At 73.5% G+C, this 12,519-nt stretch carries 16 protein-coding genes; 9 read left to right on the forward strand and 7 right to left on the reverse strand.

Annotated features, from left to right (window positions below):
- Nucleotides 1-3: 3 nt before the first annotated feature.
- From QRT03_RS00480 to QRT03_RS00490, 3 genes are read right to left on the reverse strand one after another with little or no spacing between them, the layout of a single operon-like run.
- Complete coding sequence (locus QRT03_RS00480; RefSeq protein ID WP_286050458.1) at nucleotides 4-1,401, reverse strand: dihydrolipoyl dehydrogenase family protein; 1,398 nt, start codon at nucleotides 1,399-1,401, stop codon at nucleotides 4-6.
- A complete protein-coding gene (locus QRT03_RS00485; RefSeq protein WP_286050459.1) occupies nucleotides 1,394-2,104 on the reverse strand; it encodes an FAD-binding oxidoreductase in 711 nt (236 codons plus the stop codon). The genes QRT03_RS00480 and QRT03_RS00485 overlap by 8 nt, the downstream gene beginning before the upstream one ends.
- A complete protein-coding gene (locus QRT03_RS00490) occupies nucleotides 2,094-2,705 on the reverse strand; it encodes a sulfite oxidase-like oxidoreductase (RefSeq protein ID WP_286050460.1) in 612 nt (203 codons plus the stop codon). Before QRT03_RS00490 ends, QRT03_RS00485 begins: the two co-directional genes overlap by 11 nt.
- A 146-nt stretch (nucleotides 2,706-2,851) precedes the next feature.
- Between QRT03_RS00490 and QRT03_RS00495 the strand changes: the two genes are divergently transcribed.
- From QRT03_RS00495 to QRT03_RS00525, 7 genes are all read left to right on the forward strand, one after another.
- Nucleotides 2,852-3,199 carry a UBP-type zinc finger domain-containing protein gene (locus tag QRT03_RS00495; protein ID WP_286050462.1) on the forward strand — a complete coding sequence of 116 codons (348 nt, stop codon included), beginning with the start codon at nucleotides 2,852-2,854 and terminating at the stop codon, nucleotides 3,197-3,199.
- Between the two features lie 2 nt (nucleotides 3,200-3,201).
- Nucleotides 3,202-3,924, forward strand: a complete 723-nt coding sequence (locus tag QRT03_RS00500; RefSeq protein WP_286050463.1) for a YoaK family protein — start codon at nucleotides 3,202-3,204, stop codon at nucleotides 3,922-3,924.
- A gap of 98 nt (nucleotides 3,925-4,022) precedes the next feature.
- Entirely contained in the window at nucleotides 4,023-4,484 is a 462-nt protein-coding gene (locus QRT03_RS00505) for a DUF5709 domain-containing protein (protein WP_286050464.1), read from the forward strand.
- 62 nt (nucleotides 4,485-4,546) lie between these two features.
- Complete coding sequence (locus tag QRT03_RS00510) at nucleotides 4,547-5,188, forward strand: TetR/AcrR family transcriptional regulator (RefSeq protein WP_286050465.1); 642 nt, start codon at nucleotides 4,547-4,549, stop codon at nucleotides 5,186-5,188.
- Nucleotides 5,185-6,591 (forward strand): cytochrome P450, encoded by a 1,407-nt coding sequence (locus QRT03_RS00515; RefSeq protein ID WP_286050466.1) that lies wholly within the window; start codon nucleotides 5,185-5,187, stop codon nucleotides 6,589-6,591. The genes QRT03_RS00510 and QRT03_RS00515 overlap by 4 nt, the downstream gene beginning before the upstream one ends.
- The gene (locus QRT03_RS00520; RefSeq protein WP_425604761.1) at nucleotides 6,591-7,070 is read left to right on the forward strand and encodes a nucleoside deaminase; all 480 of its coding nucleotides are present in this window, start codon (nucleotides 6,591-6,593) and stop codon (nucleotides 7,068-7,070) included. The genes QRT03_RS00515 and QRT03_RS00520 overlap by 1 nt, the downstream gene beginning before the upstream one ends.
- Nucleotides 7,071-7,196: 126 nt before the next feature.
- Nucleotides 7,197-7,460, forward strand: coding sequence for a hypothetical protein (locus tag QRT03_RS00525; RefSeq protein ID WP_286050467.1), 264 nt, complete (start codon nucleotides 7,197-7,199; stop codon nucleotides 7,458-7,460).
- An 87-nt stretch (nucleotides 7,461-7,547) separates the two neighbouring features.
- Here the strand turns inward: QRT03_RS00525 and QRT03_RS00530 are convergent, their stop codons facing one another.
- On the reverse strand, nucleotides 7,548-8,090 hold the full coding sequence (locus tag QRT03_RS00530) for a YbhB/YbcL family Raf kinase inhibitor-like protein (RefSeq protein WP_286050469.1): 543 nt from the start codon (nucleotides 8,088-8,090) through the stop codon (nucleotides 7,548-7,550).
- 155 nt (nucleotides 8,091-8,245) lie between these two features.
- Between QRT03_RS00530 and QRT03_RS00535 the strand changes: the two genes are divergently transcribed.
- On the forward strand, nucleotides 8,246-10,348 hold the full coding sequence (locus tag QRT03_RS00535; protein WP_286050470.1) for a serine/threonine-protein kinase: 2,103 nt from the start codon (nucleotides 8,246-8,248) through the stop codon (nucleotides 10,346-10,348).
- Here QRT03_RS00535 and QRT03_RS00540 read toward each other — a convergent pair.
- The 3 genes from QRT03_RS00540 to QRT03_RS00550 all read right to left on the reverse strand — a co-directional run bounded on the left by QRT03_RS00540 (nucleotide 10,299) and on the right by QRT03_RS00550 (nucleotide 11,817).
- Entirely contained in the window at nucleotides 10,299-10,619 is a 321-nt protein-coding gene (locus tag QRT03_RS00540; RefSeq protein ID WP_286050471.1) for a PadR family transcriptional regulator, read from the reverse strand. The two genes, QRT03_RS00535 and QRT03_RS00540, sit on opposite strands and share 50 nt — an antisense overlap.
- A 270-nt stretch (nucleotides 10,620-10,889) precedes the next feature.
- A complete protein-coding gene (locus QRT03_RS00545; RefSeq protein ID WP_286050472.1) occupies nucleotides 10,890-11,564 on the reverse strand; it encodes a metal-dependent transcriptional regulator in 675 nt (224 codons plus the stop codon).
- A gap of 28 nt (nucleotides 11,565-11,592) precedes the next feature.
- Nucleotides 11,593-11,817: an FmdB family zinc ribbon protein gene (locus tag QRT03_RS00550; RefSeq protein WP_286050474.1), complete on the reverse strand. Its 225-nt coding sequence runs from the start codon at nucleotides 11,815-11,817 to the stop codon at nucleotides 11,593-11,595.
- 75 nt (nucleotides 11,818-11,892) lie between these two features.
- Between QRT03_RS00550 and QRT03_RS00555 the strand changes: the two genes are divergently transcribed.
- Nucleotides 11,893-12,303 carry an SRPBCC family protein gene (locus tag QRT03_RS00555; protein ID WP_286050475.1) on the forward strand — a complete coding sequence of 137 codons (411 nt, stop codon included), beginning with the start codon at nucleotides 11,893-11,895 and terminating at the stop codon, nucleotides 12,301-12,303.
- Nucleotides 12,304-12,519: the final 216 nt, after the last annotated feature.

The following is a 12,519-nucleotide window of genomic DNA, read 5'->3' on the forward strand; positions in this document are numbered from 1 at the left end:
TCCTCAGAGTCCGTAGGTCTCCAGGAGCCGCAGCCACACCTCCGACATCGTCGGGAACGACGGGACCGCGTGCCACAGGCGTGACAGGGGCACCTCCCCGACGACCGCGATCGTCGCCGCATGGACCATGTCGGCGACGTCCTGCCCGACGAAGGTCGCGCCGACGATCACCTCGCGCTCGGTGTCGACGACGATCGTGGCGAACCCGTCGTAGCCGTCGGCCTGCAGCGAGCCGCCCGCGACGTTCCCGATCTCGTAGGACACCGACCGCACCGGCAGTCCCTCGGCCCGTGCGGCGTCCTCGGTGTACCCGACCGCCGCGATCTGCGGGTCCGTGAAGATCACCTGCGGGACGGCGGTGTGCTCGGCCGTGGTCGCGTGGTGCGAGTACCGGCCGCCGAGCTGCTGCCCCCGGGCCCGCGCCACGATCACGTCGCCGCAGATGCGGGCCTGGTACTTGCCCATGTGCGTCAGCTTCGCGCCGGTCGAGGCGTCGCCGACGGCGTAGAGCCAGTCGGCCAGCACCGTCGTCGTGTCGTCGGCCGGTAGCGGCTTCCCCGGCTCCAGACCGACCGTCTCCAGGCCTATGTCGGACGTCGCCGGCTTCCGGCCCGCGGCGACGAGCAGTTCGTCGCCGGTCACCTCGGACCCGTCGTCGAGGGTCGCGGTGACGGCGCCGTCGGAGCGCCGGACCGCCGTCATCGACGTCCCGAGCCGCACGTCCACCCCGTCGGCCTCCAGCGAGGCCTGCAGCCGGCGCGCGGCCTCGGGCTCCACGCCGGGCACCAGGCGCTCGCCGTGCTGGACGAGGGTCACCTGCGCGCCGAGGCGCTGGTAGGCGGTCGCCATCTCGACGCCGACCACGCCGCCGCCGAGGATCAGCAGCGACGACGGGACGTCCTTGACCTGTGTCGCGTCGCGGTTCGTCCAGGCACCGACGTCGGCGATGCCGTCAATCGGTGGGTAGGTCGGCACGGACCCCGTCGCGACGACGACCGCCCGCGCGGTCACGGAGGTCGTCGTCCCGTCGTCGTGGGTGACCTCCACGGCCCGCTCGCCGGTCAGCCGGCCGCGCCCGCGCAGCAGCGTGATGCCGGCGCCGGAGAGCCAGTCGGCCTGCGAGGAGTCGTCCTCGGCGGCGAACTGGTCACGGCGCTCGAGCACCTTCGCGACGTCGACCGGGCCCGAGGCCACGCCCGGCATGCGGTCCACGGCGGCCTTGAGGTCGACCGGGCGGAGCAGCGCCTTCGACGGGATGCACGCGTAGTACGAGCACTCGCCGCCGACGAGCCCGGCCTCGACGATCGCCGCGCTGAGTCCCTGCTGGTGGGCGCGGTCGGCGGCGTTCTCGCCGACCGGGCCGGCACCGATCACCACGACGTCGACATCGAGGTCAGCCATCGTCCTCCGTCCCTCCCGTCGGGCCGAACCGTTCGACCCGGATGCTGGCGTCGGGCTGCCCGGCCGCCTGCAGGTACGACTCCATCGCGAGGGTGAATCGTGCCGATCCGCACACGAACGCGGTAGCGCCCGGGTCGGCGATCGCCCCGATCACCGCCGCGTCGAGGCGCGACCCGCCCTTCTGCCGCGACCGTGCGATCAGCGCCCCGGCGGCCTCGAGCTCCTCGCGGTAGGGCAGGTGCTCGTCGGTCCACGCGGACACCGCGAGCGAGAGCAGCTCGGGGTGCCCCGTCTCCTGCGCGTGCCGCAGCATCGAGACGAGCGGCGCGACCCCGCTCCCGCCGCCGATCCCCAGCGCCGGCGTCCGGCCGTCCCAGGCGAACCACCGCCCGATCGGTCCACGGCACTCGAGCTCGTCGCCCGGCTCGACGACCTCGGAGACGAAGCCGGACACCTCGCCGTCGGGAACCTTCTCCACGTACAGCTCGACGAGGTCGTCGGACGGGGCGGACACCGTCGAGTAGGAGCGGCTCGCGGTGTAGCCGTCCTCCGCGCGCAGCCGCAGCACGTAGTGCTGACCGGGCCGGTGGACGACGCGGTCGGGGACCTCGAGGCGCAGGATCACCGCGATGTCGCCGTGGTGACGGACGTCCACCACCCGCGCGTCGCGCCAGATCGCGGCGCGCTGGGCGTCAGTCGCCATCGAAGCGCTGCTCGGTCCACGGGTCGCCGCGGTGGTGGTACCCGTTGAGCTCCCAGAACCCGGGCTCGTCGTGGTCGAGGAGGGTGACCTTGGAGATCCACTTGGCGGACTTCCAGAAGTACAGGTGGGGCACGATCATCCGCACCGGCCCGCCGTGCTCGCGGGTCAGCGGCTTCCCCTCGTGCTCCCAGACGATCCACGCCTTCCCGCCGGTCACGTCGGAGAGCGGGAGGTTGGTGCGGTAGCGGGTGGTCGACTCCTCGACGACGAACGTCGCCTCGGGCAGCGGCTGCGCGAGGTCGAGCAGCGTGTCGAGGCTGATGCCGGTGAACGAGGTGTCGAGCTTCGACCACGTCGTCACGCAGTGGATGTCGCCGCGGTAGACGTCCGTCCCCAGCGCCTTGAGCTCCTTCAGCGACCACGACGACGGGTTCGCGACGAGGCCGTCGATCGTGAGCGTCCAGCGCTCGGCGTCGATGCGGGCCGTCGGCTCGGCCGTCAGCACCGGCCAGGACGACCCGACGTCGTACTGACCCGGAGGCAGCCGCGGATCGCGCTCCGCCTGCCGTCGTCGTCCGGTGAACCCTCGTGTGATCGCCATCGCCCGCTCCTCTCGGCCCGACCGACACCCTAGGGAGCGGCCGGGCGCTCCCGCGTCGGTCGAACGACGCAGCTCGTGCGGATCATCCCGACGATCGGTCGCACGACCGATACCCGCGCCCCGGTCCGGGGTGCAGGATCGTCGCCGTGACCGAGACCTCCGAGATCGACCCCGCCGCGGCACCGTCGGGACCGGGCTGCCTGGAGTGCGAGAACGACGGCGGCTGGTGGTTCCACCTGCGGCGGTGCGCGGCCTGCGGACACGTCGGCTGCTGCGACTCGTCGCCCGCGCAGCACGCGACGGCGCACGCCCGCAGCGCGGGGCACCCGATCCTCACCAGCTACGAGCCCGGTGAGTACTGGTTCTACGACGACCGCACGGGGACCGCCTCCGAGGGCCCCGACCTCGCCGTGCCGCGCCACCACCCCGAGGACCAGACGGTCCCGGGGCCCGCCTCGCGGGTGCCGGGCGACTGGGTCCAGCGGCTGCACTGACCGTGCCGGCGACGACCCGCTGGGACGGGAACCTGCTCCGCGGCCCGGTGCACGGCCCCCTCCCCGTCCTCCTCCTGGTCATGACGACCGCGACCGGGCTCGTCGACGCCGTGAGCGTCCTCGGACTCGGCCGGGTGTTCGTCGCGAACATGACCGGCAACGTGGTGTTCCTCGGCTTCGCCGTCGCGGGCGCCCCCGGGTTCGCGCTCGCCGCCTCGCTCGCCGCGCTGGCCGGATTCCTCGTCGGCGCGCTCGTCGGGGGCGCCGTCATCGGGCGGAGCGGGGCGGCGCGCGGCCGCCTGCTGCGGGACACCGTGCTCGTCGAGGTGCTGCTCATGGCCGTCGCTGCCGTCCTGCTCGCAGGAGTGTCCGGTGCCCCGGGCAGCGCCCTCGCCTCCGCCGTCGCCGCGCTGCTCGCCCTCACCATGGGGCTGCAGAACGCGGTGGTGCGTCGACTCGCGGTCCCGGACCTGACGACGACCGTCCTGACGATGACCCTGACGGGGATCGCCGCCGACGTGCGCGCCGCGGGTCGGCCGGTGGTGACGCGCCGCGTGCTCGCCGTCGTGACGATGTTCCTCGGTGCGCTGGTCGGGGCCCTCCTGGTCGGCCGGACCACGCTCGTGTGGGCGCTGCTCCCGGCGCCCGTCCTGCTGGCCGTGGTCGCGGTGGCGCTGCTGGTCGCGCTGCGCCGGCCCGCGCCGTGGCAGGTCGCGCCGGGCTGATCCGCCGGGCCTGATCGCCCTGGTCGCACCGGACGCGGGCACCGCGGGCAGGATCGGCCCTTCGACGTTCACCTGCGAGCGCCCCCGAGAGGACGACGATGACCGACCCCGGCCTCCCCGAGAGCCCCGACGAGATGCCCGAGGACGACCGGGACTCGATCGACGACACGACCTTCGAGCAGCTCGACGACGCCGACCTGCTCGACGGGTCCGGCCCGGAGCGCGATCCCGAGGACCCGCTGGACGCGGGCTGGGTCCCGAACGAGACCACCCGCGGGATCGACGCCTGGGGCGTGACCCCGGACGAGGAGGCCGAGGGCGAGCCGCTGTCCGAGCGGATCCGCCACGAGATCCCCGAGGACCCCGACGACGAGCGCGCCGACGGCCTCGGCGACGCGAGCGACACCGACGGCGAGCTCTACGACGACGAGGTCGGCACGGAACGCTCCGGGCGACTGGTGCTGCGCGACGAGGGCGACGAGGGCTACGCCGACGACGTGGGCGTCGACGGGGCGGCGGCGAGCGCCGAGGAGGCCGCCATGCACACCATCGACGAATGAGCTGACAGGACGTCCTGTCCGGGGACTTCCTTCCTGACAGGGCGCTCTGTCAGGATGCTCGCGTGGCCACCCGGGCGTTCCAGGGCGCGAGCGCCGCGGAGCGCGCGGCGCAGCGGCGGGCGCGGTTGCTCGAGGCGGCCCTCGACGTCATCGGTGAGCGCGGGATCGGCGACTTCACGATGACCGCGGTCTGCCGCGAGGCCGGGCTCACCGAGCGCTACTTCTACGAGTCCTTCGCCCGCCGGGAGGACCTGCTCAAGGCGCTCTTCGACGCTGTCGCGGCCGACGCGCTGGACCTCGCGGTGCGGGCCGCGGACGTCGTCGCCCCGACCGATCTCGAGGCGCGCGCCCGGGCGGCGATCGCCGCCACGACGACGCTGCTCGGCGAGGACGCCCGCGTCGCCCGCCTCTACCGCGAGGCGATCGGGCACCGCGAGCTCGCGGGCCGCCGTCAGGACACGATCGCGGCGTTCGCCGCCCTCCTCGCCCGGCTGATCGCCGGCGCACACCCCGAGCTGCGCGCCGAGGACCTGCAGCTGACCACGACCGTCCTCACCGGCGGTGTCGTCGATGCCGTCGGCTTCTGGCTCGACGGCCGGCTGGGCGCCGACGTCGACACCCTCCTGCACCGCTGCGCCCGCCTCGTGGTGGCCGCGGCCGAGCAGCACCGCACCGAATCGGCCCGTCCCCGGGAGGAACGATGACGACCCCCCTGCCGCTGCGCGTCCAACAGACGGTCGCCTCCGTCCTGGGCCGGGTGCCCTCGACCCCCGGACCACTGGCACCCCCGCCGCCCGGCAGCGACCTGCGGGCGGTGCCCGGGGACCCCGGCGCCCCGTTCGTCGGGCGGTCGCTGGAGTTCGCGTCGGACATGCTCGGGTTCGCCCGCCAGCGCTACGAGCAGTACGGACCGGTCTCGTGGAGCGGCGCGTTCGGCCGCCGGATGGTGGCCGTGCTCGGACCGGACGCGATCGGCCAGGTGCTCGTCAACAAGGACAAGTACTTCGGCAACGCCGACGGGTGGGGCTTCTTCATCGGGCCCTTCTTCCGACGCGGGGTGATGCTGCTCGACTTCGAGGAGCACCGCACGCACCGGCGCATCCTGCAGGAGGCGTTCACGAAGGCGCGCCTCGGCGAGTACCTCGACGTGATGACCCCCCGGATCTCCCGCAGCCTCGACGACTGGACCACCGGCGACGGTGTCCGCATCTACGAGCGCATCAAGCAGATGACGCTCGACATCGGCACCGAGGTCTTCGTCGGCGACGAGCTGGGCCCGCGCGCGGACCGGGTCAACCGCGCCTTCGTCGACACCGTGCACGCGGGGGTCGCGGTCGTGCGTGCGCCGGTCCCGGGCGGCTCGTGGAAGCGGGGGCTGGACGGCCGGACGGTGCTCGAGGACTACTTCACCGCGCAGATCCCCGCCAAGCGGGCGGGCGAGGGCCGGGACATGTTCAGCGTGCTGTGCCGGGCGCGCAGCGACGAGGGCGAGACGTTCTCCGACGACGACGTCGTCAACCACATGATCTTCCTGCTGATGGCCGCCCACGACACGTCGACGATCACGCTGTCGATGATGAGCTACCTGCTCGCCAAGAACCCGGAGTGGCAGGAGAAGCTGCGCGAGGAGTCGTTCGCGCTCGGGGAGACCGGCTCGATGGCCGATCTCGACTCCCTGGTCTCGCTCGACCTCGCGATGCGCGAGACGTTGCGGATGTACGCGCCGGTCGGCCAGCTCGCGCGGATCACGGTGCGCGACGCCGACCTGCAGGGCTTCCACATCCCGGCCGGGACGCTGATGTCGCTCGGCATCCACGCCTCGCAGCGCATGGAGCCGTGGTGGGACCGCCCGGACGAGTTCGACCCGGACCGCTTCGCTCCGGAGCGCGCCGAGGACAAGTCGCACCGCTTCGCGTGGATGCCGTTCGGCGGCGGGGTCCACAAGTGCATCGGCCTGCACTTCGGCGGCATGGAGGTCAAGGCGATCATGCACGCGATGCTGCGGCGCTTCCGCTGGAGCGTGCCGGACGACTACGTCATGCCGATCGGCCTGACGACCGGCCCGACGCCGGCCGACCACCTGCCGCTGCGCCTGGAACGGCTCTGATGCACGACGCCGACCTGGTCCACCTCCGCCGTTGCGTCGAGCTCGCCCGCGAGGCGCTCGACGCCGGGGACGAACCCTTCGGCTCCGTGCTGGTGGGCGCCGACGGCACCGCGCTCGCCGAGGACCGGAACCGGGTGAACACCGGCGGCGACCCGACGCTGCACCCGGAGTTCGCGCTGGCCCGGTGGGCGGCGGAGACGCTCCCGGAGGCCGACCGGCCCGGAGCGACCGTCTACACCTCCGGCGAGCACTGCCCGATGTGCTCCGCCGCGCACGCGTGGGTCGGGCTCGGCCGGATCGTGTACGCCAGCTCGTCGGAGCAGTTGAGCGGCTGGCTCGCCGAGTTCGGCGCCGGCCCCGGTCCGGTGGCCTCGCTGCCCGTGTCGGCTGTGGCCCCGGGCGTGCTGGTGGAGGGCCCGGCGCCGGGTCTGGCCGAGGAGGTCCGGGAGCTGCACCGCCGGCTCCACCTCGGGGCGTGACCCGCGTCGCCTGTCAGCGAGCCCACTTCTCCGTGTCGGGACACCGCCGTTCGGGTCATCCTGGCGCGGTCGCCCCAGTGCTGCGGCCACACGAGTTTCCAGCACGGGATCAGGTAGGTGATGGCGATGCCGACGACCTCGGTGCCCTGGATGGGCAATCGCGTCGTGATGTGGGAGATCGAGGACACGGAGCTGACCGCCCTCGAGTGGCGTCGGCCGTACAACGGCGTGACGCGCGGGTTCCGGGTGCTGGGGGCCGACGAGCTCGCCGTCGTGTGCCAGGCCGTCGAGGAGGCCACCGCCGAGCTGCGCCCCGCTCCCCGACTGGAGGACGTGGCCGGGCGGCCGCTCGACCTGGAGTCGTTCCTCGAGGAAATCCTCGATCGCTGACGCGCGTCCCCGGACGATCGAACGGCACCCTCGCAGCTTCTGTGCGCGCGAGAGTGCCGTTCGTTCATTCCGGGGCCGGCCTCGGACTCAGCCGGGCACCTCGTAGGTCGGGGTGATCATCGCGCGCCCGATGGAGTGGAAGAACAGGTTGAAGCCCAGGAAGGCCGGGCTCCCGTCCTCCCCCACACCGAGGTCCTCCACGTCGACGGCGTGGACGACGAAGAAGTAGCGGTGCGGGCCGTGGCCCCCGGGCGGCGCGGCACCGATGAAGCGGTGGGCGCCTGCGTCGTTGGCCAACGTCACCGCGCCCTGCGGCAGCAGGCCCTTCTCCGGGTCCCCCGCGTCCGCGGGCAGCGACGTCGTCGAGGCGGGGATGCCGGTGACCGCCCAGTGCCAGAACCCGCTGGCCGTCGGGGCGTCCGGGTCGTAGCAGGTGACGGCGAAGCTCTTCGTGCCCTCCGGGAAGCCCGACCACTCGAGCTGGGGCGACACGTCCTCGCCGCCGGCACCCATGATCCCGCTGACCTGGGCCGTCGGGAGCGTCTGGCCGTCGGTGACGTCGGTGGAGGTCACCTCGAAGGTGGCCACGTCGGGCAGGAAGCTGTACGGGTCGGGCGGCTGGGGCGCCACGGGTCCTCCTCGTCGTCGGGAATGCTCGTCGCTTCTCTTCCCCGTCCCGGGCGACCGGCATGCACCACAGCAGGGCCGACGCGATCCGGGAGTCGGTTGCGCCGGTCGCGCACCGCCGTGGACGCTGTCGCGAACGGAGATCCACGGGGGGTGCGATGGACGGGCGGGAGTTCGGGCGGTACCGGCTCGGCCGTCTCATCGGCTCCGGCGGCATGGGCGACGTCTACGAGGCCGTCGACACCGAGCGCGACCGGGCCGTCGCGCTGAAGCTCCTGCCCGAGCTGTTCGGCGGGAACGCGGAGTTCGTCGAGCGCTTCCGGCGCGAGTCCCGGGTCGCCGCGCGCCTCCGCGACCCGCACATCATCCCGATCCACGACTACGGCGAGATCGACGGCCGGCTCTTCATCGACATGCGCCTCGTCGACGACGGCACGACCGTCGCGGACCTGTTGCGCGACGGCGGCCCGTTGACGGTCGAGCGGACGGTGGACCTGATCGGCCAGGTCGCGGACGCCCTGGACGCCGCGCACGCCGACGGCCTGATCCACCGCGACGTGAAGCCCTCGAACGTGCTCGTCACCGCGCGGGACTTCGTCTACGTCGTGGACTTCGGCATCGCGCATGCGGCGGGACACACGGCGTCGCGCGTCACCGGCACGGGCTCCACGGTCGGCACCCTCGACTACATGGCGCCCGAGCGCTTCACCGCCCGCTCGGTCGACCGTCGCGCCGACGTGTACTCCCTGGCCTGCCTGCTCCACCAGTGTCTCACCGCCCGCCCGCCGTTCGAGGGCGAGGACCTGCCCGAGCTCATGTACGCCCACCTCGACCGGGAACCCCCGCGCCCGAGCGAGCACCGGCCGTGGATTCCGACGGCCCTCGACGAGGTCGTCGCCCGCGGGATGGCCAAGGACCCCGAACGACGGTTCCCGACGGCGGGTGCGCTCGCCGACGCGGCCCGCGCGGCGGTCGCGCCGGAGCGGGATCCGGCGTCGGAACGGCCCGCCGGCCCGGCGCCGTCGTCCGCGTCCGTCGTGGGCCCGTCCCGGGGTGCTGCACCGTCCCGGGAACCGCTCCCGGTGCCGCCGCGACGAGCGTCCGACCGGCCCGTGCCGTCGGCCGATGCCACCACCGTGGGTTCGGCTCCGTCGCGCGGACCGGCCCGGCCGGTGCGCTACCGCCGCGACGGCACGACGGTGCGCGTGCCCCGCCTCGCCGTGCTCGGGCGGCGTCGTCACCGGGTGCTGCTGGCCGCGCTCGTCGTGACGGTCCTGGTCGCCGTCGTGGTCGGGCTGACCCTGCTCCTGCGACCGACGCCCGCGCCCGCTGCGGCGACGGTGCCGCCGGGCGGGTCGGGCGGGCTGCGGAGTTCCGCGACCCCGCTGGTCGTCGGCGCGATCTCGACCCCACCGACCCCGGGCTACCTCGCCGTCACCCCCGACGGTCGGCAGGGGTGGGTGACGAACCGGGACACCCGGGTGGTGTCGGTGGTCGACCTCGACCGGCAGGCGATCGTCGCGACGGTCCCGATGACGGTCGCGACGCCCCGCTTCGTCGCCTTCAGCGCCGACGGCACCCGCGCCTTCGTGAGCTGCTACGACGAGCGCGGCGACGTGGTCGAGGTGATCGACACCCGCTCCGCCACCGTCGTCGCGACGATCCCGGTGGACCGCGAGCCCTACGCCCTCGCCGTCGCGCCCGACCAGCGCACGCTGTGGGTGCCGAGCCACGAGACCGGCTCCCTCGACCTCGTCGACCTCGCGACGAATGCGGTCGCGCGGCGCGTACCGGTCGCGCCCAACCCGCACTGGGTCGCCTTCGGCGCCGGCGGCACCTACGTCGCGAACCACGAGTCCAACCTCGTCAGCGTCCTCGGCCCGGACGCCTCGACCCGCACGACCGTGCCCGTCGGCCGCAGCCCGCACGCGCTGGCGATCTCGCCGGACGGCACCCAGGTCGCGGTCGCCAACTACGACGGCGACACGGTCAGCCTGATCGACACCCGGACGAACCGGGTCGTCGCCGAGGTGCCGGTCGGCCGCGGTCCGCAGCACGTGGCCTGGTCCGCCGACGGCGAGCACCTCTACACGGCGGACGTGGACGGCGGCACCGTGACCGCGGTCGACACCCGCACGGCCGCCGCCACCGCGACCGTCCCGGTCTGCTCCTCGCCGACCAGCGTCACCCTCCGCGGTCCCGACGCCCTGGTCACGTGCCTGGACGAGGCGAGACTCGTCGTCCTGCGCGCCGCGGGGTGAGGGCTTCTGCCGCCAGCGCCGCACCGTCCCGCGTCAGGCGGTAGTAGCGGCGAGGTGGCCGCCCCGTGCCGAGGTAGATCTCCGGGTCCTCGTTCCGGCTCTCGACGAGGCCCCGGCCCTCGAGCCTGGCGAGCAGGGGATAGAGCGTTCCCGACGGCAGGTCGGCCCCTCGGGCCAGTTCGAGTCCGTAGTACTCGGCTTCCGGATCCAGCATGAACACCGCCAACACGTCGCGCAGTGCTGCCGTGATCCGCAGGCTCCTGCCTCCCATGACCCTTAAACTACATAGGTAGACGAGCGGTCGGAACCGTCGTGACGAACACGTGATCCCGCCGTCCGAGCACCCGAGGGCCGACAAGATCACCGGAACGAAGAGGATTTGGACGCCCAGGCCTCGGATTCTCGTTGTTGCGGTGATCTTGGTCGGGCCGAGCCGGGCCCCGTCGACCCCGGGACGATCAACGGGTCTTCCGTGCTGTCCAGAGCCCGTTCCGGCAGCCCTGAGTGCCCGTTCGTCGCAACCGTCGGAGCGACCACCGCCCTACTCCCGCGGCGTGACCCACATGGCGGCGGCGAGTTCGGGGCCGAGGAGGTGCTCCTCGTCGTCCCGGCCCAGGGACACCACGAACGACCCTCCGAACGGGTGCCGGCCGCGCATCAGCACCTCGCTGCCGAGCCCGAAGCCCCGCTCCTTGAGGTGGCGGAGCACGGCGGGGTCGTCGTCGTCCACGCGGACGAGCCGCCCGCCGCGGCCGGCCTCCAACGTCGAGAGCGCCCGGGCGTCCTGCTCCACGGTGCGGCCGTCGGCGTCCGGGATCGGGTCGCCGTGCGGGTCGACCTCCGGGTGCCCGAGGCGGGCGTCGATCCGGGACAACAGGGTCTCGGAGACGTAGTGCTCGAGGACCTCGGCCTCGTCGTGCACCTCGTCCCAGCCGTATCCGAGCTCCTGCACGAGGAACGTCTCGAGCAGCCGGTGCCGGCGCAACATGGCGAGCGCGTGCCGTCGTCCGGCCTCGGTCAGCGTCAGCCCGGCGTAGGGGCGGTGCTCGACCAGCCCGAGGTCGGCGAGCTTGCGCGCCATGCCGGACACCGACGACGCGGAGAGCCCGAGCCGCAGCGCCAGCCGGGACGTGGTGGCGGTGCCCTCGGACTCGACCAGCTTGTAGACGGCCTTGACGTAGTCGTCGACCGCTGCCGAGTGCGCACCACCCTCCATGCGCATCAGACTAGGCGCGCGGGGTCGATCACCCCCCGCAGCAGCCACCACCGCAGCATCCGCCACCACCGCCGGACGGTGCCATCGCGGGCTGCGCGGTCCGGGCCTTCCCGCCGAGCGCGACCGTCGAGAGCAGCTTCACGGTGTCGGCGTGCCCGTCGGGGCAGTCCGCCGGGTCGCCCGCCTGCTGCATCGGCCGGTTGACCTCGAAGGTCGATCCGCACTCCCGGCACCGGAACTCGTACACCGCCATGCGCCGAGCCTAGGCGCACCACCCGACGTCAGGAAGGCTCTTGCGTTCCCGCCACCACTGCGAACACTGGCGGACGTGCACCACGCGACCCGCGACATCGCCGCACCGCTCGCCGAGGTGTGGGCGGTCGTGGAGGACGTCGAGCGCTGGCCGGAGTGGACGCCGACGTTGCGGGCCGCGACGCTGCTCGACCCCGGCCCGTTGCGGCCGGGGACGCGGGTCCGCCTCGACCAGCCCCGGCTCCCGACGATCACGTGGACCGTCGAGCGGGTCGACGAGGGGCGCGGCTTCTCGTGGGTGTCCGGCGGCCGACTCGCGCTCTCCCGCGGCGACCACCGGCTGACGGCGACCGACTCCGGCACCCGCGTCGACCTGACCTTCGAGCAGCACGGGATCGCCGCGGTGTTCGGCGCCCTGACCGCGTCGATGACCCGACGCTACGTCGAGACCGAGGCAGAGTCCCTGCGTCGCCGCTGCGAGGCCTGACCTCACCGGCACGCACCACGAACGCTCCTAATCTGGACACATCACCACCTCCACCGCCTCCCGCGCCCTGGCCGCCCTGCTCGTCGTCGGGCTGCTGGCAGCGGGAGCGGTCTGGTTCGCGCAGAGCCGGGGCTTCACCGCGCGGGACGCGTGGGAAGTCGTCGCCCCGCCGCCGCCCGAGCCGTGCAGCGAACCGGACCCGACGACGGACGGGTG

The organism is Actinomycetospora termitidis, assembly GCF_030286555.1.
GTDB lineage: Bacteria > Actinomycetota > Actinomycetes > Mycobacteriales > Pseudonocardiaceae > Actinomycetospora > Actinomycetospora termitidis.